The organism is Trinickia dabaoshanensis (assembly GCF_002879885.1).
Classification (GTDB): domain Bacteria; phylum Pseudomonadota; class Gammaproteobacteria; order Burkholderiales; family Burkholderiaceae; genus Trinickia; species Trinickia dabaoshanensis.
Genome location: NZ_PNYA01000007.1, coordinates 18,054 through 42,157, shown reverse-complemented (window position 1 = coordinate 42,157; position 24,104 = coordinate 18,054). Strand labels below are relative to the sequence as shown.

Annotated in this window: 34 protein-coding genes; all 34 read right to left on the bottom strand. The window is 60.8% G+C overall.

Annotated elements, in window-relative coordinates; genetic code table 11:
- Window positions 1-90 precede the first annotated feature (90 nt).
- The 34 genes from C0Z18_RS09345 to C0Z18_RS09180 all read right to left on the bottom strand — a co-directional run bounded on the left by C0Z18_RS09345 (window position 91) and on the right by C0Z18_RS09180 (window position 24,007).
- Window positions 91-1,068, bottom strand: coding sequence for a DNA-directed RNA polymerase subunit alpha (locus C0Z18_RS09345; protein ID WP_102645123.1), 978 nt, complete (start codon window positions 1,066-1,068; stop codon window positions 91-93).
- Between the two features lie 124 nt (window positions 1,069-1,192).
- A complete protein-coding gene (gene rpsD / locus C0Z18_RS09340; protein ID WP_102645122.1) occupies window positions 1,193-1,816 on the bottom strand; it encodes a 30S ribosomal protein S4 in 624 nt (207 codons plus the stop codon).
- 164 nt (window positions 1,817-1,980) lie between these two features.
- On the bottom strand, window positions 1,981-2,385 hold the full coding sequence (gene rpsK / locus C0Z18_RS09335) for a 30S ribosomal protein S11 (protein WP_017777173.1): 405 nt from the start codon (window positions 2,383-2,385) through the stop codon (window positions 1,981-1,983).
- A gap of 28 nt (window positions 2,386-2,413) precedes the next feature.
- On the bottom strand, window positions 2,414-2,779 hold the full coding sequence (gene rpsM / locus C0Z18_RS09330) for a 30S ribosomal protein S13 (protein WP_102645121.1): 366 nt from the start codon (window positions 2,777-2,779) through the stop codon (window positions 2,414-2,416).
- Between the two features lie 40 nt (window positions 2,780-2,819).
- Window positions 2,820-2,936 (bottom strand): 50S ribosomal protein L36, encoded by a 117-nt coding sequence (gene rpmJ / locus C0Z18_RS09325; RefSeq protein WP_004199844.1) that lies wholly within the window; start codon window positions 2,934-2,936, stop codon window positions 2,820-2,822.
- Window positions 2,937-2,956: 20 nt separating this feature from the next.
- Window positions 2,957-3,175, bottom strand: a complete 219-nt coding sequence (gene infA, locus C0Z18_RS09320; RefSeq protein ID WP_004521905.1) for a translation initiation factor IF-1 — start codon at window positions 3,173-3,175, stop codon at window positions 2,957-2,959.
- 8 nt (window positions 3,176-3,183) lie between these two features.
- On the bottom strand, window positions 3,184-4,533 hold the full coding sequence (gene secY / locus C0Z18_RS09315; protein ID WP_102645120.1) for a preprotein translocase subunit SecY: 1,350 nt from the start codon (window positions 4,531-4,533) through the stop codon (window positions 3,184-3,186).
- A gap of 49 nt (window positions 4,534-4,582) precedes the next feature.
- Complete coding sequence (gene rplO, locus C0Z18_RS09310; protein WP_102611082.1) at window positions 4,583-5,017, bottom strand: 50S ribosomal protein L15; 435 nt, start codon at window positions 5,015-5,017, stop codon at window positions 4,583-4,585.
- A 28-nt stretch (window positions 5,018-5,045) separates the two neighbouring features.
- The gene (rpmD, locus tag C0Z18_RS09305) at window positions 5,046-5,228 is read right to left on the bottom strand and encodes a 50S ribosomal protein L30 (RefSeq protein ID WP_102645119.1); all 183 of its coding nucleotides are present in this window, start codon (window positions 5,226-5,228) and stop codon (window positions 5,046-5,048) included.
- Window positions 5,229-5,244: 16 nt separating this feature from the next.
- Window positions 5,245-5,763, bottom strand: coding sequence for a 30S ribosomal protein S5 (gene rpsE / locus C0Z18_RS09300; RefSeq protein WP_102645118.1), 519 nt, complete (start codon window positions 5,761-5,763; stop codon window positions 5,245-5,247).
- 15 nt (window positions 5,764-5,778) lie between these two features.
- Entirely contained in the window at window positions 5,779-6,144 is a 366-nt protein-coding gene (gene rplR, locus C0Z18_RS09295; protein ID WP_102645117.1) for a 50S ribosomal protein L18, read from the bottom strand.
- 12 nt (window positions 6,145-6,156) lie between these two features.
- Window positions 6,157-6,687, bottom strand: a complete 531-nt coding sequence (rplF, locus tag C0Z18_RS09290; RefSeq protein WP_102645116.1) for a 50S ribosomal protein L6 — start codon at window positions 6,685-6,687, stop codon at window positions 6,157-6,159.
- A 21-nt stretch (window positions 6,688-6,708) separates the two neighbouring features.
- Window positions 6,709-7,104 carry a 30S ribosomal protein S8 gene (gene rpsH / locus C0Z18_RS09285; protein WP_102645115.1) on the bottom strand — a complete coding sequence of 132 codons (396 nt, stop codon included), beginning with the start codon at window positions 7,102-7,104 and terminating at the stop codon, window positions 6,709-6,711.
- A gap of 14 nt (window positions 7,105-7,118) precedes the next feature.
- A complete protein-coding gene (gene rpsN / locus C0Z18_RS09280; protein ID WP_085228311.1) occupies window positions 7,119-7,424 on the bottom strand; it encodes a 30S ribosomal protein S14 in 306 nt (101 codons plus the stop codon).
- A 7-nt stretch (window positions 7,425-7,431) separates the two neighbouring features.
- Window positions 7,432-7,971: a 50S ribosomal protein L5 gene (gene rplE, locus C0Z18_RS09275; protein WP_102645114.1), complete on the bottom strand. Its 540-nt coding sequence runs from the start codon at window positions 7,969-7,971 to the stop codon at window positions 7,432-7,434.
- A gap of 18 nt (window positions 7,972-7,989) precedes the next feature.
- Complete coding sequence (rplX, locus tag C0Z18_RS09270; RefSeq protein WP_102645113.1) at window positions 7,990-8,298, bottom strand: 50S ribosomal protein L24; 309 nt, start codon at window positions 8,296-8,298, stop codon at window positions 7,990-7,992.
- A gap of 9 nt (window positions 8,299-8,307) precedes the next feature.
- On the bottom strand, window positions 8,308-8,676 hold the full coding sequence (gene rplN, locus C0Z18_RS09265) for a 50S ribosomal protein L14 (RefSeq protein WP_102645112.1): 369 nt from the start codon (window positions 8,674-8,676) through the stop codon (window positions 8,308-8,310).
- Between the two features lie 280 nt (window positions 8,677-8,956).
- Window positions 8,957-9,229, bottom strand: a complete 273-nt coding sequence (rpsQ, locus tag C0Z18_RS09260; RefSeq protein ID WP_102645111.1) for a 30S ribosomal protein S17 — start codon at window positions 9,227-9,229, stop codon at window positions 8,957-8,959.
- Window positions 9,226-9,420, bottom strand: coding sequence for a 50S ribosomal protein L29 (gene rpmC, locus C0Z18_RS09255; protein WP_102645110.1), 195 nt, complete (start codon window positions 9,418-9,420; stop codon window positions 9,226-9,228). The genes rpsQ and rpmC overlap by 4 nt, the downstream gene beginning before the upstream one ends.
- A gap of 10 nt (window positions 9,421-9,430) precedes the next feature.
- Window positions 9,431-9,847, bottom strand: a complete 417-nt coding sequence (gene rplP / locus C0Z18_RS09250) for a 50S ribosomal protein L16 (RefSeq protein WP_102645109.1) — start codon at window positions 9,845-9,847, stop codon at window positions 9,431-9,433.
- 2 nt (window positions 9,848-9,849) lie between these two features.
- Window positions 9,850-10,650, bottom strand: coding sequence for a 30S ribosomal protein S3 (gene rpsC / locus C0Z18_RS09245; RefSeq protein WP_102645108.1), 801 nt, complete (start codon window positions 10,648-10,650; stop codon window positions 9,850-9,852).
- 11 nt (window positions 10,651-10,661) lie between these two features.
- A complete protein-coding gene (gene rplV, locus C0Z18_RS09240; protein ID WP_004199272.1) occupies window positions 10,662-10,991 on the bottom strand; it encodes a 50S ribosomal protein L22 in 330 nt (109 codons plus the stop codon).
- 12 nt (window positions 10,992-11,003) lie between these two features.
- A complete protein-coding gene (gene rpsS / locus C0Z18_RS09235) occupies window positions 11,004-11,279 on the bottom strand; it encodes a 30S ribosomal protein S19 (RefSeq protein WP_004199273.1) in 276 nt (91 codons plus the stop codon).
- Between the two features lie 10 nt (window positions 11,280-11,289).
- Window positions 11,290-12,117 (bottom strand): 50S ribosomal protein L2, encoded by an 828-nt coding sequence (gene rplB / locus C0Z18_RS09230; protein WP_102645107.1) that lies wholly within the window; start codon window positions 12,115-12,117, stop codon window positions 11,290-11,292.
- 2 nt (window positions 12,118-12,119) lie between these two features.
- Complete coding sequence (rplW, locus tag C0Z18_RS09225) at window positions 12,120-12,434, bottom strand: 50S ribosomal protein L23 (protein ID WP_102645106.1); 315 nt, start codon at window positions 12,432-12,434, stop codon at window positions 12,120-12,122.
- Window positions 12,431-13,051: a 50S ribosomal protein L4 gene (gene rplD, locus C0Z18_RS09220; RefSeq protein ID WP_102645105.1), complete on the bottom strand. Its 621-nt coding sequence runs from the start codon at window positions 13,049-13,051 to the stop codon at window positions 12,431-12,433. Before rplD ends, rplW begins: the two co-directional genes overlap by 4 nt.
- The gene (rplC, locus tag C0Z18_RS09215) at window positions 13,051-13,710 is read right to left on the bottom strand and encodes a 50S ribosomal protein L3 (RefSeq protein ID WP_102645291.1); all 660 of its coding nucleotides are present in this window, start codon (window positions 13,708-13,710) and stop codon (window positions 13,051-13,053) included. The genes rplD and rplC overlap by 1 nt, the downstream gene beginning before the upstream one ends.
- A gap of 243 nt (window positions 13,711-13,953) precedes the next feature.
- Window positions 13,954-14,265 carry a 30S ribosomal protein S10 gene (gene rpsJ, locus C0Z18_RS09210; RefSeq protein ID WP_006998489.1) on the bottom strand — a complete coding sequence of 104 codons (312 nt, stop codon included), beginning with the start codon at window positions 14,263-14,265 and terminating at the stop codon, window positions 13,954-13,956.
- A 180-nt stretch (window positions 14,266-14,445) separates the two neighbouring features.
- Complete coding sequence (gene tuf, locus C0Z18_RS09205) at window positions 14,446-15,636, bottom strand: elongation factor Tu (protein ID WP_102645092.1); 1,191 nt, start codon at window positions 15,634-15,636, stop codon at window positions 14,446-14,448.
- A 44-nt stretch (window positions 15,637-15,680) separates the two neighbouring features.
- Complete coding sequence (gene fusA / locus C0Z18_RS09200; RefSeq protein ID WP_102645104.1) at window positions 15,681-17,783, bottom strand: elongation factor G; 2,103 nt, start codon at window positions 17,781-17,783, stop codon at window positions 15,681-15,683.
- Between the two features lie 122 nt (window positions 17,784-17,905).
- On the bottom strand, window positions 17,906-18,376 hold the full coding sequence (gene rpsG, locus C0Z18_RS09195) for a 30S ribosomal protein S7 (RefSeq protein ID WP_008343817.1): 471 nt from the start codon (window positions 18,374-18,376) through the stop codon (window positions 17,906-17,908).
- A gap of 171 nt (window positions 18,377-18,547) precedes the next feature.
- Window positions 18,548-18,928 carry a 30S ribosomal protein S12 gene (rpsL, locus tag C0Z18_RS09190; RefSeq protein WP_102645290.1) on the bottom strand — a complete coding sequence of 127 codons (381 nt, stop codon included), beginning with the start codon at window positions 18,926-18,928 and terminating at the stop codon, window positions 18,548-18,550.
- Window positions 18,929-19,163: 235 nt separating this feature from the next.
- Window positions 19,164-21,011, bottom strand: coding sequence for a DNA helicase RecQ (recQ, locus tag C0Z18_RS09185; protein WP_102645103.1), 1,848 nt, complete (start codon window positions 21,009-21,011; stop codon window positions 19,164-19,166).
- Between the two features lie 149 nt (window positions 21,012-21,160).
- Entirely contained in the window at window positions 21,161-24,007 is a 2,847-nt protein-coding gene (locus C0Z18_RS09180) for a hypothetical protein (protein ID WP_146013975.1), read from the bottom strand.
- Window positions 24,008-24,104 lie beyond the last annotated feature (97 nt).

Genomic DNA, 24,104 nt, shown 5'->3' with positions numbered 1-24,104 from the left:
CACGGGCCGGTAAGAAAAAAGACAAGACGCGGATTTTAAAGGAAAATCCGCGTCTTTGCCAGACGGGAGGCGCGACGCGCCCCCAACGCATTACTTGTCGAGACCAGCCGGCGGCCAGTTTTCGAGCTTCATGCCGAGCGTCAAGCCGCGCGAAGCGAGTACTTCCTTGATCTCGTTCAGCGACTTGCGGCCCAGGTTCGGCGTCTTGAGCAGCTCGTTTTCCGTGCGCTGGATCAAATCGCCGATGTAGTAGATGTTTTCGGCCTTCAAGCAGTTGGCCGAACGCACCGTCAACTCGAGATCGTCCACCGGACGCAGCAGGATCGGGTCGATCTGCGGCGCGCGCGACGGGGCTTCAGCGGCTGCTTCCGTGCCTTCCAGCGCCGCGAACACGGCGAGCTGGTCGACGAGGATGCGGGCCGATTGACGAATCGCTTCCTCGGGCGAGATCACGCCGTTGGTCTCGATGTTCATCACGAGCTTATCGAGGTCGGTACGCTGCTCGACACGCGCGCTTTCCACGGCGTAGCTCACGCGGCGAACCGGCGAGAACGACGCGTCCAGGACGATACGGCCGATGATCTTGGCCGTTTCCTCGCCATAGCGGCGCACGTTGCCGGGCACATAGCCGCGACCCTTCTCGACCTTGATCTGCACGTCGAGCTTGCCGCCCTTCGACAGATGGGCCACGACGTGATCGGGGTTGATCACTTCGCAATCGTGCGGCAATTCGATGTCGCGAGCCGTCACGACACCTTCGCCTTCCTTGCGCAGCGTGACCGTCACTTCGTCACGGTTGTGCAGCTTGAAGACGATGCCCTTCATGTTCAGGAGCAGGTTGACGACGTCTTCTTGCACGCCGTCGATCGTCGAGTACTCGTGCACAACGCCTGCGATCGTGACTTCCGTCGGCGCATAGCCGACCATCGACGACAGCAGTACGCGCCGAAGCGCGTTGCCCAAAGTGTGGCCGTAACCGCGTTCAAACGGTTCCATGACCACTTTCGCGTGGCTCTCGCCGAGCGATTCCACAGCGATGATCTTGGGCTTCAACAAACTGGTTTGCATAGGTTTTCCTTTTCAATACCCTCGGCTCGTTACACCGATAAGGCTGACCGGTAACACCCTGAAAATAAACAGCCGAGGCTCCCCCTTGCACAAGGCAATCGGGGTACCCCGGCCGTAAATCCGATTAGCGCGAATACAATTCGACGATCAGGCTTTCGTTGATGTCGCCGGCGATATCGCTACGTTCCGGCATCTGCTTGAACGTGCCTTCGAACTTCTTCGCATCGACCGCAACCCAGCTCGCAATGCCGCTTTGCTCGGCAAGCGAGAGCGCTTCGAGAATACGGGCTTGCTTCTTGGCTTGCTCGCGAATGGCAATCACGTCGCCCGCCTTCACTTGCAGCGACGGGATGTTCGAGACGACGCCGTTCACCGTGATCGCCTTGTGGCTCACGAGCTGACGCGCTTCGGCGCGCGTCGAGCCGAAGCCCATGCGATAGACGACGTTGTCGAGACGCGACTCGAGCAATTGCAGCAGGTTTTCACCCGTGTTGCCCTTGCGGCGGTCGGCTTCGGCGAAGTAACGGCGGAATTGACGCTCGAGCACGCCGTAGATGCGCTTCACTTTTTGCTTTTCGCGAAGCTGCGTGCCGTAGTCGGACGTACGCGCGCCCGACGTGCGGCCGTGCTGGCCCGGCTTGCTATCGAGCTTGCACTTGTCGGCGAGCGAGCGGCGCGCGCTCTTCAGGAACAGGTCAGTGCCTTCACGGCGGGACAACTTGGCTTTAGGGCCGGTATAGCGTGCCACTTTGCTTTCCTTCTGGTTTAGTCACGCAAACTCGCGTCTGCGCTAGTCCGCTCCCGGTGAGGGACGAACGGTGGGCTTAGTCAAACAAAAAACAGTGCGCAAACAAGGCGCAAATAGCCTGTTGGCGCTTGAGAGCGCCAACAGGCGTAGTACAGGCGCGCGTCTTAGATACGACGGCGCTTCGGCGGACGGCAGCCGTTGTGCGGAACGGGCGTAACGTCGGAGATCGCCGTGATCTTGATGCCAAGACCATGCAGAGCGCGCACCGCCGATTCGCGGCCGGGGCCGGGGCCCTTGATCCGCACTTCGAGGTTCTTCACGCCGTATTCCATCGCCACGCGGCCGGCCGACTCCGCAGCAACCTGCGCCGCGAACGGCGTCGACTTGCGCGAACCCTTGAAGCCCTGGCCACCCGACGTTGCCCAGGCAAGCGCGTTGCCTTGACGGTCGGTGATCGTGATGATGGTGTTGTTGAACGACGCGTGAACGTGAACCACGCCCTCGGCGACGTTCTTCTTGACCTTCTTGCGAACGCGTTGCGCCGCGGTGTTGTTCGAAGCCTTAGCCATTACGTTTTCCTGTAACTGTCAGTCGCGCTTATTTCTTCAGCGATTGGGCAGCGCGGCGCGGACCCTTGCGCGTACGGGCGTTGGTGCGCGTACGTTGGCCACGCAGGGGCAGACCCTTGCGATGACGGACGCCGCGGTAGCAGCCGAGGTCCATCAGACGCTTGATGTTCATCGTCACTTCACGGCGCAGATCGCCTTCGACGACGAACTTGCCGACTTCTTCACGCAGCTTTTCGAGATCCGCGTCCGTCAGGTCCTTGACCTTCTTGTTCACTGCGACGCCAGCCGATTCGCAAATTTGTTGCGAACGCGTACGACCGATCCCGAAGATCGCCGTCAGGCCGATCACGGCGTGCTGGTGGTTCGGGATGTTCACCCCTGCAATACGAGCCATTGTTTTTCCTCAAACAAAAAGCGCAGCAAAAGCGCGGCGTTCAGCCTTGGCGCTGTTTGTGGCGCGGATCAGAGCTGCAAATCACGCGCACGACACCTTTGCGCTTGATGATCTTGCAATTGCGGCAAATGCGCTTAACCGATGCCATCACTTTCATGATATTACCCTTTTTTCAAATCACTTCGCCCGGAACACGATCCGCGCACGCGACAGATCGTAAGGCGTCAACTCAACTGTCACTTTGTCGCCGGGCAGGATACGGATGTAGTGCATCCGCATCTTGCCGGAGATATGCCCCAACACGACATGACCGTTTTCCAGCTTCACCCGGAAGGTAGCATTGGGAAGGTTTTCAATCACCTCGCCCTGCATCTGGATTACATCGTCTTTGGCCATAAGTCCTTTCAACGCATCGGGATGTTGCCGCCGCCCTTGAAGTTCGCCTTCTTGAGCAACGACTCATACTGTTGCGACATAACGTACGACTGCACCTGCGCCATGAAGTCCATCGTGACGACGACAATGATCAGCAGCGACGTTCCACCAAAATAAAACGGTACGTTCCAGCGCAGCACCAGAAACTCGGGTAGCAAGCAGACGAACACGATGTAGATCGCACCGGCCAGCGTCAGACGCGTGAGGATGCGGTCGATATACCGTGCGGTCTGGTCGCCCGGACGGATGCCCGGAACGAATGCGCCGCTCTTCTTCAGGTTGTCGGCCGTCTCCCTGCTGTTGAACACCAGCGCGGTGTAGAAGAAGCAGAAGAACACGATCGCCAACGCGTACAACAACACGTACACAGGTTGACCCGGCTTGAGCGCCTCGGCTACGTTGTGCAGCGTATCGGTGAGCCAGCTGCCGCGCGTGCCCGAGCTGAACCAATTCAGGATCGTTGCCGGGAACAGGATGATCGACGATGCGAAGATCGGCGGAATCACGCCCGACATGTTCAGCTTGAGCGGCAGATGCGACGACTGTCCGCCGTAAATCTTGTTACCGACCTGGCGCTTGGCGTAGTTCACGAGGATCTTGCGCTGACCACGCTCGATGAACACCACGAGGTAGGTCACGGCACCGATCAACGCCACCACGACGATCGCCGTGAACGGATGCATCGAACCCGATTGCACGAGCGAGACTAGACCGCCCACCGCGTTCGGGAAACCCGCTGCGATACCGCCGAAGATGATGATCGAAATCCCGTTACCGAGACCGCGTTCCGTGATCTGCTCACCGAGCCACATCAAGAACATCGTGCCCGTCACGAGCGTCACGACCGTCGTCAGGCGAAACACCATGCCCGGATCGATCACGAGGCCCGGCTGATTCTCGAGCGCCACGGCAATGCCGAACGCTTGGAACGTCGCCAACACCACGGTGAAGATCCGCGTGTACTGCGTGATCTTGCGCTGCCCCGCCTGGCCTTCCTTCTTCAGCGCTTCGAGCTGCGGCGACACGATCGCGAGCAGTTGCATGATGATCGACGAGGAGATGTACGGCATGATCCCCAACGCGAAAATCGTGAACCGCGACAGCGCACCACCCGAGAACATGTTGAACATGCCCAGGATGCCGCCCGACTGGCTCTGGAACAGCTTCGCCAACTGATCCGGGTCAATTCCCGGCACCGGAATGTGCGCGCCGATACGATAGACGATCAGCGCCAGGAGCAAGAACATTGCCCGCCGGCGCAGATCGCCGAACTTCGCCGTGCTTCGACCGGTTTTTGCGAGACTCGGGCTGTTAGCCAAGTACCTTCTCCGATGCAAATGCCATTAACGGCAATCGACTTTTCGCCAATTACTCGGCGAACGAGCCGCCGGCCGCTTCGATCGCGGCACGAGCACCCTTCGTCGCACCCAGGCCCTTCACGACGATCTTGCGCGAGATCTCGCCCGTGGCGATGATCTTTGCGCTCTTCGTCAATTCACCGACGAGGCCGGCTTGCTTCAATGCGAGCAAGTCGATTTCGTCGACGGGCAGGGCTTGCAGATCGCCCAGGCGCACTTCACCGACGAATTCCTTCGTCAGCGAGGTGAACCCGCGCTTCGGCAGGCGGCGTTGCAGCGGCATTTGACCGCCTTCGAAGCCGACCTTATGAAAGCCGCCCGAACGCGATTTCTGACCTTTGTGACCACGGCCGGCCGTCTTACCAAGGCCGGAGCCGATACCGCGGCCGACGCGACGCTTAGCGTGCTTGGCGCCCGCGGCGGGCTTCAGGTTGTTCAATTCCATATTCAACTCCTCGAGTCCCTGACCGCGTTTAAGCGATGACCTTAACAAGGTACGAAACCTTGTTGATCATGCCGCGCACGGCGGGCGTGTCTTGCAGTTCGCTGACCGAGTTGAGTCGGCGCAGGCCCAGGCCACGCACCGTGGCACGGTGCGATTCGCGGGTCCCAATCAGGCTCTTGACGAGCTGAACCTTGACAGTTTTATCAGACATGGTGACCACCTAGGCATTAGCCCAAAATTTCTTCGACCGACTTACCGCGCTTCGCTGCGATGTCGCCGGGCGTCGACTGCTTGCGCAGTCCGTCGAGCGTGGCACGCACGAGGTTGTACGGATTCGTCGAACCGTGGCTCTTCGCGACGACGTTTTGCACGCCCATCACGTCGAACACCGCGCGCATCGGGCCGCCGGCGATCACGCCGGTACCGTCCTTCGCCGGAGCGAGCAGAACAACCGACGCGCCATGCTTGCCGTGCACTTCGTGCTGCAGCGTACCGTTTTTGAGCGGCACCTTGAACATGTTGCGGCGGGCTTGTTCCATTGCCTTTTGCACGGCAACGGGCACTTCCTTCGCCTTGCCCTTGCCCATGCCCACGCGGCCGTCACCATCGCCAACCACGGTCAGTGCGGCGAAGCCGAGAATCCGGCCACCCTTCACCACCTTGGTCACGCGGTTGACCGCGATCATCTTTTCGCGAAGGCCGTCGTCGCGTTCGTCAGCCTGAACTTTCGCTTGCATCTTTGCCATGACGAATTCCTTCCCTTAGAACTTGAGCCCGGCTTCGCGCGCCGCATCGGCCAGCGCCTTCACGCGGCCGTGGTAGCGAAAGCCCGAGCGATCGAAGGCGACGGATTCGACGCCGGCAGCCTTGGCTTTTTCAGCGATACGCTTGCCGATCAGCGTGGCAGCGGCAATGTTGCCACCCTTGCCCGATTGGTCGGCCAGTTGCGCACGCACTTCAGCTTCGAGCGTCGACGCGCTGGCGAGCACCTTGGTGCCGCACGGCGAGAACACTTGTGCGTAGATGTGCGTGTTCGTGCGATGCACAGCAAGGCGCGCGACCTGCAATTCGGCGATCTTGATACGCGTCTGACGAGCGCGGCGCAGGCGAGATTGAGTCTTATCCATGATTGCGCACCCTTACTTCTTCTTCGTTTCTTTGAGGATCACCACCTCGTCGGCGTAGCGCACACCCTTGCCCTTGTAGGGCTCAGGCGGGCGATAGCCGCGCACTTCGGCAGCGACTTGGCCGACTTTCTGCTTGTCGATCCCCTTGATCACGATTTCCGTTTGCGACGGGGTTTCAGCCTTCACGCCTTCCGGCATTTGGTGCACCACGGGGTGCGAGAAACCCAGCGACAGGTTCAGCTTGTCGCCTTGCGCTTGCGCACGATAACCCACGCCGACGAGGGTGAGCTTGCGCTCGAAACCCTTCGTCGCGCCGTGCACCATGTTCGCGACGATCGCGCGCATCGTGCCCGACATCGCATTCGCTTCGCGGCTTTCGTCAACCGGCTCGAACTTCAGGACGGCGCCGTCGACGACGACCTTCACAAGCTTGTTTTGCGCTTGCGAAATCGTGCCGAGCGCGCCCTTCACCGTAATGAGGCCGCCTTCGACCTTCACTTCGGCGCCGTTCAGCGCAACCGGGCTTTTACCTACTCGAGACATGTTTCTTCTCCTCTTTCGGCGTTAAGCGACGTAGCAGATGACTTCGCCGCCGACGCCATTGGCGCGGGCTTTGCGGTCGGTCATCACACCCTTGGGCGTCGAAACGATCGCGACGCCGAGGCCATTCATGACCTGCGGGATGTCATTACGACCGCGGTACACGCGCAGACCGGGCTTCGAAACGCGCTCGAGGCGTTCGATGACCGGGCGGCCAGCGTAGTACTTCAACGCGATGTTCAATTCCGACTTCGCGCCTTCCGACTTCACTGCGAAGTCGTCGATATAACCTTCGTCCTTCAGGACCTGCGCAATCGCCACCTTAACTTTCGACGAGGGCATTGCCACCGAAACCTTCTCGACCATCTGCGCGTTGCGGATGCGAGTCAGCATATCGGCGATAGGATCACTCATGCTCATTTATGTTTCTCCTATTACCAGCTCGCCTTGGTCAGGCCGGGGATCTCGCCGCGGAATGCGATTTCGCGAATCTTGTTACGCGCAAGTCCGAACTTGCGGAACGTGCCACGCGGACGACCCGTGATGGCGCAGCGGTTGCGCTTACGCGTGGGGTTCGCATTGCGGGGCAGTTGTTGCAGCTCGAGGCGAGCCGCATAGCGCTCTTCTTCCGACTTCGATTGGTCGTCGATGATCGCCTTCAGCGCTTCGCGCTTCGGGGCGAACTTCGCCGCCAGGCGGGCGCGCTTCTTTTCACGTTCGATCAGTGCCAGTTTAGCCACGGTAACCTCAGTTTCTGAACGGGAACTTGAAGCTGGCGAGCAGTGCCTTGGCTTCTTCGTCGGTCTTCGCGGTGGTCGTGATGCTGATGTTCAGCCCACGCAGCGCGTCGATTTTGTCGTAGTCGATTTCGGGGAAAATGATCTGCTCTTTCACACCGATGTTGTAGTTGCCGCGACCGTCGAACGCCCGACCCGACACACCACGGAAGTCACGCACGCGGGGCAATGCCACCGTCACGAAACGATCCAGGAATTCGTACATCGCTTGACCACGCAGCGTGACCATCGCACCGATCGGGTAGCCTTGACGGATCTTGAAGCCCGCGATTGCCTTGCGAGCCTTCGTCACCACCGGCTTTTGACCCGCGATCTTCGTCAGATCGCCCACGGCGTTTTCGATGATCTTCTTGTCAGCGACGGCTTCGCCAAGACCCATGTTCAGGGTGATCTTGGTGATGCGCGGCACTTCCATGACCGACTTGTAGCCGAACTTCTCGATAAGGCCGGGAACGACCTTCTCTTTGTAAAACTCTTGCAAACGAGCCATTTTTTATACTCCGCAGCGTCAGGCGCTCAGCACGGCACCGGTCGTCTTCAGGAAGCGCACCTTCTTGCCGTCCTCGACCTTGATGCCCACACGCGAGGCTTTGCCGTTCGCGTCGACGAGCGCGACGTTCGAAATGTGCAACGGCATCGTCTTCGCTTCCACGCCACCCGTCGTACCCTTCATCGGGTTCGGTTTGACGTGCTTCTTAACGAGGTTGATGCCTTCCACCGTCACGCGATCTTCACCGACGGCCAGCACCACACCGCGCTTGCCCTTATCTTTGCCGGTGATGACAACGACTTCGTCACCCTTGCGAATCTTATTCATCGCGACTCCTTACAGCACTTCCGGCGCGAGCGAAACGATCTTCATGAACCGTTCGCTACGCAACTCACGCGTGACCGGCCCGAAAATGCGGGTGCCGATGGGCTCGAGCTTGGTATTCAACAAGACGGCTGCATTGCCGTCGAACTTGATCAGCGAGCCGTCTTGGCGACGAACGCCCTTGGCGGTGCGAACCACCACGGCGTTGTAGATTTCGCCTTTCTTCACGCGCCCGCGCGGCGTTGCCTCTTTGACGCTCACCTTGATGATGTCGCCGATGTTGGCATAACGACGCTTCGAGCCGCCGAGCACCTTGATGCACATGACTTCACGTGCACCCGTGTTGTCGGCCACTTCAAGCCGAGATTCGGTCTGGATCATGGTTTATCTTTCCCAACTTAATCCGCCTGCACCACCATGGTTCAGTCGGTCAGTCTTGGTCCCGTCAGCCAATCGGCTGCTTGGGTTAGAACAGCAGCGACGGCAACGAAACCGCCATCGCAATCGAGTGATTCCTGCGGAGCGGGCTGGCGCCCTTCCGCTTCCCCTCTACGGCGTCCGTAACGGATCCCATAAAGAGGGAAGACCGAGATTATAACAAATAACCTCGGTCTTGCAAGCGAAATCTACAGCGATTTCAACGACTTCTACTACGCTGCGCTTAGATCACACGCGCGGCTTCGACAAGGCGGGACACGGTCCAGGCTTTCGTCTTCGAAATCGGACGCGTTTCCTGGATTTCAACGAGGTCGCCCTCGTTGTACGTGTTCGCGTCGTCATGCGCGTGATACTTCTTCGAGCGCACGACGTACTTGCCGTAGATCGGGTGCTTCACGCGGTGCTCGACGAGCACGGTGACCGTCTTGTCCATCTTGTTGCTGACGACCTTGCCGATCAGCGTCCGCTTGAGCGAGGTTTTTACGCTATCGTTCATTTCTGGTTCGCCTTCTCAGTCAGGACGGTCCGCACACGTGCGATGTCGCGACGAACCTTCTTCAGCTGGCTCGTGTTCGTGAGCTGCTGCGTCGCGAGTTGCATGCGCAGGCCGAATTGCGCTTTCAACAGGTCCGTCAGCTCTTTGTTGAGCGCGGCCGTGTCTTTTTGGTGAAGTTCAGAAGCCTTCATCGTTTGCTCCTTAAGCGCCGAGCTGACGAACGATGAACGCCGTCTTCAACGGCAGCTTCGCAGCTGCCAGACGGAACGCTTCACGTGCCAGTTCTTCGGATACGCCATCCATTTCGTACAGCATCTTGCCCGGCTGGATCTCGGCGACGTAGTACTCGGGGTTACCCTTGCCGTTACCCATCCGCACTTCAGCCGGCTTTTGCGAGATCGGCTTGTCCGGGAAAATGCGAATCCAGATGCGGCCGCCGCGCTTGATGTGACGCGTCATTGCACGACGCGCCGCTTCGATTTGACGCGCGGTCAGACGGCCGCGACCGATAGCCTTCAGGCCGAACTCACCGAACGACACTGCGTTGCCGCGCGTCGCGATACCGGTGTTACGACCCTTTTGCTCTTTGCGATACTTCCTGCGTTTCGGTTGCAGCATCGTTATTCTCCAGTCTTGCCGTCACCGCCGGCGCCGCCGCGACGCGGCGCACCACGGCGAGCACCTGCGGGCGCGCCACCTTCACCGTCACGACGGGGGCGGCGATCGCCCGGACGTGCGTTGCGGCGCGGACGCTTTTCTTCCGGCGCTTCTTCGACGACCGGTGCATCGTTGCGGCCCAGCGTGTCGCCCTTGTAGACCCACACCTTCACGCCGATGATGCCGTACGTCGTCTTTGCTTCCGACGTTGCGTAGTCGATATCGGCACGCAGCGTGTGCAAGGGCACGCGACCTTCGCGATACCACTCCGTACGTGCGATTTCGATACCGTTCAGACGGCCGGCGCTCATGATCTTGATGCCTTGCGCGCCCAGACGCATCGCGTTTTGCATCGCACGCTTCATCGCGCGGCGGAACATGATCCGGCGCTCGAGCTGTTGCGTGATCGAATCGGCGATCAGTTGCGCATCGGTTTCCGGCTTGCGGATTTCCTCGATGTTCACGTGCACGGGCACGCCCATGCGCTTTTGCAGCTCGGACTTCAAGAGTTCGATGTCCTCGCCCTTCTTGCCGATCACGACACCAGGACGCGAGCTGAAAATCGTGATGCGCGCATTCTTCGCCGGACGCTCGATGACGACGCGGCCAACCGAAGCGTTCTTCAGCTTCTTCTTCAGGTATTCACGAACACCGATGTCTTCCTGGAGCATCGCCGCGAAATTGTTGTTGCTCGCGTACCAACGCGAAGCCCAATTGCGGCTGACGGCCAGACGGAAGCCAGTCGGATGAATTTTCTGTCCCATCGTATGACCCCTTAATTCCCGACCGTCACAGTGATGTGACAGGATTGCTTCTCGATGCGGTTGCCGCGGCCTTTAGCGCGCGCGGTGAACCGCTTCAGCGAGGCAGCCTTGTCGACGTAGATGCTCTTGATCTTGAGCTCGTCGATGTCGGCGCCCTCGTTGTGCTCCGCATTCGCGATCGCCGACAGCACGACCTTCTTCACGATGCCAGCCGCCTTCTTCGGCGAGAACGTCAGAACGTTCAGCGCCTTGTCGACCGGCAAACCGCGGATCTGGTCAGCCACAAGGCGCGTTTTCTGCGCCGAGATGCGGGCACCGCGATGAATTGCTTTCACTTCCATCTTGATAGCCCCTTATTTCTTGGCCTTCTTGTCGGCCGCGTGACCCTTGAACGTCCGGGTCAATGCGAACTCGCCAAGCTTGTGGCCGACCATGTTTTCCGAGATGTACACCGGAACGTGTTGACGGCCGTTGTGAACGGCGATCGTCAAGCCGATGAAATCCGGGAGGATCGTCGAACGACGCGACCAGGTCTTGATCGGCTTCTTGTCGCGCGAAGCTGCAGCCGCCTCAACTTTCTTCAGCAAATGGGCGTCGCAGAACGGACCTTTTTTAACAGAACGTGCCATTGCCTACTCCTTAACGCTTGTGACGGCGCTGGACGATCATCGTCGTCGTGCGCTTGTTGCGACGGGTGCGATAGCCCTTCGTCTGCTGGCCCCACGGGCTGACCGGGTGGCGGCCTGCAGCCGTACGGCCTTCACCACCGCCGTGCGGGTGATCGACCGGGTTCATCGCGACACCACGCACCGTCGGGCGGATACCGCGCCAGCGGTTCGCACCGGCCTTACCGATTTGGCGCAGGCTGTGCTCTTCGTTACCCACTTCGCCGATCGTTGCGCGGCACTCGATATGCACGCGGCGGATTTCGCCCGAACGCAGACGAACCTGCGCGTACGTGCCTTCACGTGCCAGCAGCATGGCCGAGGTGCCGGCCGAACGCGCGATTTGCGCGCCCTTGCCCGGGAGCATCTCGATGCAGTGGATCGTCGTACCGACCGGGATGTTGCGGATCGGCAGCGTGTTGCCTGCGCGGATCGGCGCTTCGGAGCCCGACATCAGTTGTTGACCGACCGCCATGCCCTTCGACGCGATGATGTAGCGACGTTCGCCGTCTGCGTACAACAGGAGCGCGATGTTGGCGCTACGGTTCGGGTCGTACTCGAGACGCTCGACCTTCGCCGGAATGCCGTCCTTCGTGCGACGGAAATCGATGACACGGTAGTGTTGCTTGTGACCGCCGCCTTGGTGGCGCGTCGTCACATGGCCGTTGTTGTTACGACCGGCGGCCTTGCTCTGCGGCTCGAGCAGCGCTGCGTGCGGCTTGCCCTTGTGCAGATCTTTGTTGACCACCTTGACCATCGCGCGGCGACCCGGCGAGGTCGGTTTAACTTTCACGATTGCCATGATTACTTGGCCTCCGCTTCAAAGTTGATTTCCTGGCCGGGCTTCAGGCAGACGTATGCCTTCCTCACGTCCTTGCGCTTGCCCATGAAACGGCCAAAGCGCTTGGCCTTGCCCTTCATGTTCAGCACATTGACGGAATCGACTTCCACCTTGAACAGCAGCTCGACGGCGGCCTTCACTTCCTGCTTCGTCGCATCCGGGGCGACTTCGAACACGACCTGCTCGTTCTTGTCGGCCACCAGCGTCGCCTTTTCGGAGATCACCGGCGCGAGCAGGACCTGCATCAAACGATGATCGTTTTTGCGAATCTCGCTCATGACAGCAACTCCTCGATCTGGGCGACCGCTGCCTTCGTGATCAGCACTTTCTTGAAGTAGATCAGCGACAACGGATCGGCGTAACGCGGCTCGACAACGGCCACGTGGGCCAGGTTGCGCGACGCGAGGTACAGGTTCTCGTCGACCGTGTCGGTAATGACCAGCACGGAGTCGAGGCCCATGGCCTTGAATTTTTCAGCCAACAGCTTCGTCTTCGGCGCTTCGAGAACGATGTCCTCGACAACCGACAGACGGCCTTCGCGGGCGAGCTGCGAGAAGATCGAGCAGAGGCCTGCGCGATGCATCTTCTTGTTGACCTTGTGCGAGAAGTTCTCTTCGGGCGAGTTCGGGAAAATCCGACCACCGCCACGCCACAACGGGCTCGACGACATACCGGCACGAGCGCGGCCCGTACCCTTCTGACGCCACGGCTTCTTCGTCGTGTGCTTGACTTGCTCGCGATCCTTCTGTGCGCGGTTCCCGCTACGGGCATTGGCTTGATAAGCCACCACGACTTGGTGAATCAGCGCTTCGTTGTAATCACGGCCGAACACGACGTCCGACGCGTTCACGCCTGCGCCTTCTTGACCATTAGAATTGAGGAGCTTCAGTTCCATTATTTCGCTCCTTTCGCGGCACGCGTCTTCACTGCCGGCGTCACGAAAACTTTGCCGCCCTTCGCGCCAGGCACTGCACCCTTGACGAGCAGCAGCTTGCGATCGGCGTCGATACGAGCGATTTCGAGGTTTTGCACCGTGACGGTTTCGTCACCCATGTGACCCGTCATGCGCTTGCCGGGGAACACGCGACCCGGATCTTGCGCCATACCGATCGAACCCGGGACGTTGTGCGAACGCGAGTTACCGTGCGATGCACGGCCCGAGGCGAAGTTGTAGCGCTTGATCGTGCCGGCGTAGCCCTTACCGATCGACACGCCTTGCACGTCAATCTTTTGGCCGACTTCGAACAGGTCGACACCGATCACGGCGCCGGCGGACAGCTCGGCAGCCTTTGCGGCATCGATCTTGAATTCCTTGAGAATTTCACCGGCTTGTACGCCGGCTTTGGCGAGGTGACCTGCCAGCGGCTTCGTCACACGCGAGGGACGGCGCGTACCGAATGCCACTTGAACGGCGGTGTAGCCATCCGTTTCAACGGTCTTGATCTGCGCCACGCGGTTGTCGGACACGTCCAGCACGGTAACGGGAATCGAGTCCCCATCCGCCGTGAAGATACGGGTCATGCCAACCTTGCGACCTACGAGTCCAAGGCTCATCGTTTTCTCCATTCCCGACTGCGATTGGCCGGGGCTAATTTACAAAATGCCGGTACCAGGAGGCTCGTTTCGCAACGTGCCGCTAGGCTTTTTACGGCCGTTTGTGCCGCATCGCCGCGCACGAACTGACACCGACTTTTTACGCAAATACGCGAAAAGCCTTGCATTATAGCGAGGCTTTCCGTTTTTCGCAAGCAATCAAAGACTTACCGCCGCGGCCTCGCGACCGGGGCGGCGCAAACCTTATTGCAGCTTGATTTCCACGTCCACGCCAGCCGGCAGATCGAGCTTCATCAGCGCGTCGACGGTCTTGTCCGTCGGGTCGACGATGTCCATCAGGCGTTGGTGCGTACGGATTTCGAGCTGATCGCGCGACGTCTTGTTGACGTGCGGCGAACGCAGGATGTCGAAACGTTGGATGCGGGTCGGCAGGGGTACCGGACCGCGAACGATCGCACCAGTCCGCTTCGCCGTGTCGACGATTTCGGCTGCCGATTGATCGATCAGACGATAGTCGAATGCTTTGAGGCGAATGCGGATTTTCTGGTTTTGCATGACGATTCCTTCGAAAGAGCGAGGCAGCTTTGCGCCGCCGAATTAGGAAAAGAACGTGGGTCCGGACGCCTCGCCAAGGGGCGGTGCACCCGAACCCGGGCACGTTTTACTGCGGTACTGCAAGTGCTTCACACGCGGTTCGCGCAGCCGATGGCCACGAGAACCGCGAAACCATCGATTTTACTCGATGATCTTGGCAACGACACCTGCGCCGACGGTACGGCCGCCTTCACGGATGGCGAAGCGCAGACCTTCTTCCATGGCGATCGGAGCGATCAGCTTCACCGTGATCGACACGTTGTCGCCCGGCATCACCATTTCCTTGTCCTTCGGCAGCTCGATCGAGCCCGTCACGTCCGTCGTACGGAAGTAGAACTGCGGACGGTAGTTGTTGAAGAACGGCGTGTGACGGCCGCCTTCGTCCTTGCTCAGCACGTACACTTCAGCCGTGAAGTGCGTGTGCGGCGTGATCGAACCCGGCTTGGCCAACACTTGGCCACGCTCCACGTCTTCGCGCTTCGTGCCGCGCAGCAAGATACCGACGTTGTCGCCCGCTTGACCTTGGTCCAGCAGCTTGCGGAACATTTCCACGCCCGTGCACGTCGTCTTCACCGTCGGCTTGATACCGACGATTTCGATTTCTTCGCCGACCTTGACCACGCCACGCTCGACGCGGCCCGTCACCACCGTGCCACGACCCGAGATCGAGAACACGTCTTCCACCGGCATCAGGAACGCGCCGTCCACTGCGCGCTCCGGCGTCGGGATGTACGTGTCCAGCGCGTCGGCCAGGTTCATGATCGCCACTTCACCGAGCTCGCCCTTGTCGCCTTCCAGCGCCAGCTTGGCCGAACCCTTGATGATCGGCGTGTCGTCGCCCGGGAAGTCGTACTTCGAGAGCAGTTCGCGCACTTCCATTTCGACGAGCTCGAGCAGCTCGGCGTCGTCCACCATGTCGCACTTGTTCAGGAACACGATGATGTACGGAACGCCAACCTGACGCGCCAGCAGGATGTGCTCACGCGTTTGCGGCATCGGGCCGTCAGCGGCCGAGCACACCAGGATTGCGCCGTCCATCTGCGCCGCGCCCGTGATCATGTTCTTCACGTAGTCGGCGTGGCCCGGGCAGTCGACGTGTGCGTAGTGGCGGTTAGCCGTTTCGTACTCGACGTGTGCCGTGTTGATCGTGATGCCGCGTGCCTTTTCTTCCGGCGCCGCATCGATCTGGTCGTAGGCCTTCGCCTCGCCGCCGAACTTTGCCGTCAGCACCGTCGTGATCGCTGCCGTCAGCGTCGTCTTACCGTGGTCAACGTGACCGATCGTGCCGACGTTCACGTGCGGCTTAGTCCGTTCGAATTTACCTTTAGCCATGATTCTCTTCTTTCAAAAAGTAGTCGATGAAAAAGCCGGGTGGCTTACTTCGATTTCGCGCTGATGATCGCTTCTGCGACATTGCGCGGCGCTTCGGAGTAATGCTTGAACTCCATCGTGTACGTTGCACGGCCTTGCGTGAGCGAACGCAGCGAAGTGGAGTAGCCGAACATTTCCGACAACGGCACTTCGGCGCGAACGATCTTGCCGCCGCCGACCATGTCTTCCATGCCCTGGACGATACCGCGACGGCCCGACAAGTCGCCCATCACGTTGCCCATGTAGTCTTCCGGCGTTTCGACTTCCACTGCCATCATCGGCTCGAGGATGACCGGGCTTGCCTTGCGCATTGCTTCCTTGAAGGCCATCGAACCGGCCATACGGAACGCGTTTTCGTTCGAGTCCACATCGTGGTACGAACCGAACGTCAGATGCACCTTCACGTCCACGACCGGGAAGCCGGCCAGCACGCCGCTCTTGAGCGTGTCGGCAATACCCTTGTCGACCGCCGGGATGTATTCGCGAGGAATGACACCGCCCTTGATCTCGTCGAGGAACTCGTAGCCCTTGCCTTGCTCGTTCGGCTCGAGCGTGATGACCGCGTGACCGTATTGGCCGCGACCGCCCGACTGCTTGACGAACTTGCCTTCGACGTCGGCCGCCGTTGCGCGGATCGTTTCGCGATACGCCACTTGCGGCTTACCGACGGTAGCTTCCACGCCGAATTCGCGCTTCATCCGGTCGACGAGAATTTCAAGGTGCAGCTCGCCCATGCCCGAGATGATCGTCTGGCCCGATTCTTCGTCCGTTTGGACGCGGAACGACGGATCTTCTTGTGCGAGACGGTTCAGCGCCAGGCCCATCTTTTCCTGGTCGGCCTTCGTCTTCGGCTCGACGGCTTGCGAGATCACGGGTTCCGGGAACACCATGCGCTCGAGCACGATCGGGTTTTGCGGATCGCACAGCGTGTCGCCCGTCGTCGCTTCCTTCAGACCGACGGCAGCGGCGATGTCGCCCGCGCGCACTTCCTTGATTTCCTCGCGCTGGTTCGCGTGCATCTGCAGAATCCGGCCCAGACGCTCCTTCTTGTCCTTCGTCGAATTCAGCACCGTATCGCCCGAGTTGACGACACCCGAGTAGACGCGGAAGAAGATCAACTGGCCGACGAACGGGTCCGTCATGATCTTGAACGCGAGCGCCGAGAACTTCTCGTCGTCGGCAGCCTTACGCTCGGCCGCATCGCCGTTTTCGAGTTCGCCCTTGACCGGGGGAATGTCCACCGGCGACGGCAGGAAGTCGATCACGGCGTCGAGCATGCGCTGCACGCCCTTGTTCTTGAACGCGGTGCCGCACAGCATCGGCTGGATTTCGCAAGCGATCGTACGGTCGCGCAGCGCCTTGACGATTTCCGCTTCGGACAGCTCTTCGCCGCCGAGGTACTTTTCCATCAGCTCTTCGCTGGCTTCGGCGGCCGACTCGATCATCTTCTCGCGCCACTCGTTGCACGTCTCGACGAGTTCAGCGGGAATGTCGACGTAGTCGAACTTCGTGCCTTGCGACGCTTCGTCCCAAATGATCGCGCGCATCTTCAAGAGGTCGACGACGCCCTTGAAGTTTTCTTCGGAGCCGATCGGCACCACGACGGGCACCGGGTTCGCCTTCAGACGCGTCTTCAGTTGGTCGTAGACCTTGAAGAAGTTCGCACCGGTACGGTCCATCTTGTTGACGAACGCGAGACGCGGCACCTTGTACTTGTTCGCTTGGCGCCACACCGTTTCCGACTGCGGCTGCACGCCGCCCACGGCGCAGTAGACCATGCACGCGCCGTCGAGCACGCGCATCGAGCGCTCGACTTCGATCGTGAAGTCGACGTGGCCCGGGGTGTCGATGATGTTGATCCGGTGTTCCGGATAGTTGCCGCCCATGCCCTTCCAGAAGGCCGTCGTGGCAGCCGACGTAATGGTGATGCCGCGCTCTTGCTCTTGCTCCATCCAGTCCATCGTCGCTGCACCGTCGTGCACTTCGCCGATCTTATGGTTCACACCGGTATAGAACAGGATGCGCTCGGTCGTCGTCGTTTTGCCGGCGTCGATGTGAGCGCTAATACCGATGTTGCGGTAGCGCTCGATAGGTGTCTTACGAGCCACTTTGATCCTCTATTGGGATAGCACGAAGGTTTCGATTGTCTTCGCGCCCTAACACAAACGGGCGAGGCGCTTTATAAGCGCACCCGCCCGGAATTTTTTCCGCTACAGCCCTAAACCTAGGCTTAGAAGCGGAAATGCGAGAACGCCTTGTTGGCTTCCGCCATCCGGTGCACTTCGTCGCGCTTCTTCATCGCGCCGCCGCGGCCTTCCGCGGCTTCTTGCAACTCACCGGCCAGACGCAGAGCCATCGACTTCTCGCTGCGCTTCTTCGCGGCCTCGCGCAACCAACGCATCGCCAATGCCATACGACGCGACGGACGCACTTCAACCGGAACTTGGTAGTTCGCCCCACCAACACGGCGGCTCTTCACTTCCACCACCGGCTTGACGTTGTTGAGGGCCACCGTGAACACTTCCAGCGGGTCCTTGCCACCCTTGGTCTGGATCTGTTCGAAAGCGCCATAAACGATACGCTCGGCAACCGACTTCTTGCCCGAGAGCATCAGCACGTTCATGAACTTAGCTACATCAACGTTGCCGAACTTCGGATCCGGCAACACTTCCCGCTTGGGGACTTCGCGACGACGCGGCATGTTTCTTCCTTTAACTTTTCAGTTGGAGCTCTGAGAGGAGCCCCGCGGTCACCAACTAACCCGATCCATCTTCACGACTAACCAGCTTGGCCGGGTGACCACTTACTCGACAGCACCGGCGATTCCGGCACCACCGCCTAAACGACCCACACAGGCGAGAGAATCGCCCGCTTACTTACCAGCCTTAGCGCGCTTCGCACCGTACTTCGAGCGAGCTTGCTTACGATCCTTGACGCCCTGCGTATCGAGCGAGCCGCGGACCATGTGGTAACGCACACCCGGCAAGTCCTTCACACGGCCGCCGCGAATCAGCACGACCGAGTGTTCCTGCAGGTTGTGGCCTTCACCACCGATGTACGAAATAACTTCGAAGCCGTTCGTCAGACGAACCTTGGCAACCTTACGGAGTGCCGAGTTAGGCTTCTTAGGCGTCGTCGTGTACACACGCGTGCACACGCCACGACGCTGAGGGCAGTCCTGCAAGGCCGGGCTCTTGCTCTTCGCCGTTTCCGACGCGCGGCCTTTGCGAACCAGTTGATTGATGGTTGGCATTGTGTATTCCCGAAATTGATAAAAACGCCGCACCGCCTGCCGGGCAAAGCGGCCCGCGGTGCGTGTCAAGCTTCCCATCCGTCCCTAAAGCCAAGACTTAGCTCACGCGTGAGCGAACCCCTGGCCGAAGAGCCAAGAACAGGAACCCGGCATGATATGGCAAAAACGTCAAGCGCGTCAATAGCTTGCGCGAGTCGGCGAGAAACCGAAGACGATCGCGGCTTCCATGCTCGCCTCAATCCGCCGCCACCACCTCGAGCAATTCGTCGCCGAAGCGCTCCAGTTTGCGCGCGCCGATACCGGGGATGTGCCGCAGATCGTCGATCGTATCGGGCGCCGAGCGCGCGATCTCCGCCAACGTGGCATCGTGAAAAATCACGTAAGCAGGTACGCCGTCGCTCTTGGCCGTATCGGTGCGCCAGGCGCGCAGCCGATCCCAGCGCGCACGCTCGCGCGGCCCCATACCCAGCGTCGGATCGGCCCGCTCGCCTGTCCGTGACGAGCCTTGGCGAGTACGCGTGGGCTTCACGTACCGGCGCAGCGTGACGTTTTTCTCGCCCTTGAGCACGGGCTTGCTCGCCTCCGTCAACACGAAGGCGCCATAGCCGTCGTGATCCACCGTCAAATAGCCATAGGCGACCAGTTGCCGGAATACCCCGCGCCATTCGGGCTCCGATAGGCTCGCGCCGATAGCGAACGTGCTCAGCGTATCGTGACCGCGCTCGCGGACTTTTTCCGTCAGGTTGCCGCGCAGGATATCGATTAGATGACCCGCGCCGAAATGGAACCCGCTCGCTCGGTGCGCGCGGAAAACGCAAGAGAGCGCCATCCGCGCCTCGCGCGTCGCATCCCAGGTTTCGGGCGGCTCGATACAGGTATCGCAATTGCCGCAAGGCGTGCTCGTCTCGCCGAAATAGGAAAGCAAGCGCACGCGACGGCACGCAGCCGTTTCGCACAACCCCAAGAGTGCGTCGAGCTTGCTCGTCTGCACACGCTTGTGCGTTTCGTCGGCTTCCGATTCGTCGATCATCTTGCGCTGCTGGACGACGTCGCCAAGCCCGTACGCCATCCATGCGTTGGCCGGTAAGCCGTCGCGGCCCGCGCGCCCCGTCTCCTGGTAATAGCCCTCGACGCTCTTGGGCAGATCGAGGTGTGCGACGAAGCGCACATCGGGCTTATCGATTCCCATGCCGAACGCAATGGTCGCGCAGATGACGACGCCCTCTTCGCGCTGGAAGATTTCCTGATGGCGCTGCCGCGTCTCGAAGTCCATCCCGGCGTGGTACGGTAGCGCGCGCACGCCCTGCGTCTTGAGCCAATCGGCCGTTTCCTCGACCTTGCGGCGCGATAGGCAGTAGATCACGCCGGCATCGGTCGTGCCGTCGCCGTTCGTATGCTCGGCTCGAATGAAATCGAGCAGTTGGGCGCGCGCATTGTCTTTCTCGACGATCCGATAGCGAATGTTGGGCCGATCGAAGCTCGAGACGAACACACGCGCTTCGTCGAGCGCGAGCCGATGCATGATTTCGTCGCGCGTGATCGCATCGGCGGTAGCCGTGAGCGCGATACGCGGCACGTTCGGAAACCGTTCGTGCAGTACCGATAACTGGATATATTCCGGACGGAAATCGTGGCCCCATTGCGACACGCAATGCGCTTCGTCGATCGCGAACAACCCGATCGGGGCACGTTCGAGCAAATCGAGAAAACGCGGCGTCATCAAACGCTCAGGGGCGACGTAGAGCAGATCGAGTTCGCCGTTGCGCAACGCGCGCTCCGTCGCCGCCGCCTCGGCGCCCGTGAGCGTCGAGTTCAGATACGCGGCGCGTACACCAAGCTCTTTCATGGCCGCGACTTGATCTTGCATGAGCGCAATCAGCGGAGAAACCACGATGCCCGCGCCGAGCCCGGCTTCGCGCCGGACCAGCGACGGGATTTGGTAGCACAGCGATTTGCCACCGCCTGTCGGCATGAGCACGAGGCAATCGCCGCCGCCGGCGACGTGTTCGACAATGTCGCGTTGCTGCCCTCTAAACGCAGGGTAGCCAAAAACTTCGTTGAGAATTTCTAGAGCACGCGACATGTAGGCGAGGTGAACGGCGAACGACGGACGGTCGTCATTCTACCAACGCGCGCCAACCGGCGATGCCGTACACGAGCGCGTTGGCCATTCGGTCGATGCAGCCGGGCAACCGCGCAGCCAAGCTGCCGGCTGCCCGGCGAGCCCTCGCATCAGACCGCGTCCGGACCGCGCCGACGCAGTGGAACGTCCTCTGTATCGCCCGGCCGAGGTTTCTTCTTAGACGCCATCGCGCAGCAGAGCAGCATGGCCATCAGGTAGAAAGAGCCAATCGTGCTCTCCGCCCATCCCGCCCCCTGCTCACCGATATGAGACCTCTGGACCGAAGGGTTGATCGCATTGGATGCGGCATAGGTGCCGAAGAATGCCCCCGTTCGCAAGATCCCATCGTCGCGAAACTTCTCCCCGAGTCCTTGGAGCGTCGGCCACTTGGCCTCCAGCTTGAAATCGGGCATCGGAGTGTGCCCAATCGAGCTTTTGATCGCGGTCTCCACGAACATATTGAGGACTTCGCCCGCGTAGTTTGCCGTCACGTAAGAGCTCACCGCCCCGATCCCCGGTCCCGCCTCCTCGGGCTTGCCTGTATTGGGATCTGTGCCGTTGTTGCGGATCGCATTGACGAAGCCGGCGCCCGACGTGCCCGCGAAGGTCTGCCAGGCGTTGATGAGCGCCTGATTGACGCCGTAAGGGAGCGTATTGGCCATTTGCACGAAGGCCGGGTTGGCCGTGATCTTCGGATCCGTGGTCAACGGCAGCACCGTGTTGGCGAAGTCGCGACCGGAGGAATAAACGAAGGTCTTCACGAGACTCGGCAAGAGTTGATCGAGGGACTTCGTGGCGAGGCCGGCCGCGAGCGAAGCGGCCAGGATTCCCAGTTGTCCGCCACCCCCTATTCGCGACAAAGGGGTCGCACGATCTGCGCGTTCGTCATACACCATCGACGCAGCCTGGGCGAGCATCAAACTGCCGTAGAGCGCGCATGCGGCAGCGGTCTTCGCTTCGTCGGTTGGATTGTGGGTTTCCACGAGATATTCGACCAAGCCGCCCGCCACTTCGCGCAACGCCGTGGAGATGCCGACTGAAACCAAGTGCTGGCCGGCGACTTTCGAGGCATTGAGCGCCCAGTTCGCGACTCTCGCTTTGAGTGCGATCCGCGCCGCGGTTTCCCGGGTGGCAGGCGTCGAGTCGGGACGCGCGGGGCGCTCGTTGCCGCCGGCGGCAACCGTGGGCTCGGCGCTCGTGCGCTCGACGACCGGCAGGATCTCGTCGTCGCGCCTAATCTCCGTATCGGTCGGCCGGTTCGTCGTTTGCGATGTGCTGCCCCGCGCTTGCTCGCTTTGATCTCCTTCCGCGGTAGCCGGAGCTTTTTGCTGGCTCTTTTGCTTTGCGGCCTCTTCGGCAGCCTTGGCCTTGGCCGCCTCCACAGCACCGCCTAGCGCCGAGCCGGCCGCCTTGTAGGCTTCGTACGCCACGTCGGCTTCCGCCTCGGCCTTCGTCGCTTCGTTTTCCAAGGTCCGAGCCTGATCCTCCGCCTGGCTGGCACTTTTGAGCGCCTTTTCTTCGTCGGCTTTCGCCTCGGCGGCTTTCTTTTGGGCTTCATCGGCGAGACTGCCTAGGTTGTCGGCGGTTCCTCTGGCCGCCGCCGCCTCCTTCGCAAGTATCTCTGCCTCGCCTCCTAGCTTGTTTGCGCTGCTGCGCAACCCCTGCGCGACCCCTTTCTTTACTGTGGCGGTCTTGTCTAGACCATTTGCATGCTCACGAGCGCGTGTCGCCACTTCTTGCTGGCTCTGCGCCTCGCGATCCAAGCTTGCGGCGCGCTCGGCCTCGGTGTGCTCAGCCTCTTTGGCTTGCTTGGCTTCGCTCGCGGCCTGTTTCGCCGCGGCCTCGTCGAGGCTGGCTTTGTGCTCCGCTTCTCGCGCGGCGGCGCGCATCGCTTCTTTCTGCGCCTCCGGTGCATTGTTCGCGGCGTCACGGGCCCCGTCCGCCTCCTGACGGGATGCCAAAGCCTTCGCGGCAGCGGCGTCGGCCGCACCCTGCAATCGCTTTGCCTCCCCCTTGGCTTGCTCCGCGACGACGCGATGCTTGTCCGCTACGTCCCGCTTGCCGTCCGCCAGGCCTTGCTCCGCGTCCGCCGTGTTGCCGGCACTTGCGGCCTCGTCGCGCGCGCGCTTGGCCTGCTCTTCGGCCTTCGTCGCCTCGCCGTCCGCGCCTCGAGCTTGTTTGCTTTTGGCTTCGGCTTCGGCCTCGATCTTCGTCGCTTTGTCGTCCGCATCGTCGGCTTGCCGCCGAGCGAGTTCGGCAGCCTTGTGCGCGTCCACACTCGCCTTGGATTTGTCGCGTGCCACCTCACCCGTCGTATTCGCGGTCCCGCGCGCTTCGTGAGCCGCGGTCCTCTTCTCGCCCGCCGCGAGCTCGAGAGCCTCTGCGTCGTTCTTACGGTCCGTGAACGCCGTATGCGCGGCCTGCACCCCCGGGTCGCGAGCGTACTTGGCGACATCCTCCATGGTGATTTGGGAGCCCGGCAATCGCTCCATTGTGGCCAGCTGGGAAAACGCGGCGGAAACGCCCTCGAGCATGGTTTGGATCTGCGCGGTCTGCTCCTCGATATTGGAGGAGCTCGAAATCCCTAACAAGTCGCGAAACTCGCCAGACAATCGTTGGACCTCCGCGCTTTGCGCCTCGCTAAGCTGCGTGGCCGCCGGGTTCACTGCCGATGATCCACCGAGGTTCGTACCGCCCGTTACCGAGGTCGCCGATCGCGCCGCGGTCAGCGACGTGGAGGGCGGCAAGGACGCCCTGCGCGCACCGCTCGTCCCGACGCCCGCGTTCTCTCGCTCAGCCGGGCGCGAAGATAGGGCGCTGGACAACGGATGGTTCTGCGGTCGGTTCGACGAACTCGGGGCCGGCGAACCCGGTCGGCTGGGTTGGGGCGTCGGCTGTATGTCGAAGTCGTGTTGATTGTTGGCGCCGCCCGCGCGTACACCGCTGATATCGCTCATCGTCCTACGCCTCCCTTCGGCCCGGATATTGTCACCAGTAAGTTGGTGCCTATGATTGGCCGAAAGAATTGGCGCCTCCTGGGAATACCCGAAGCGG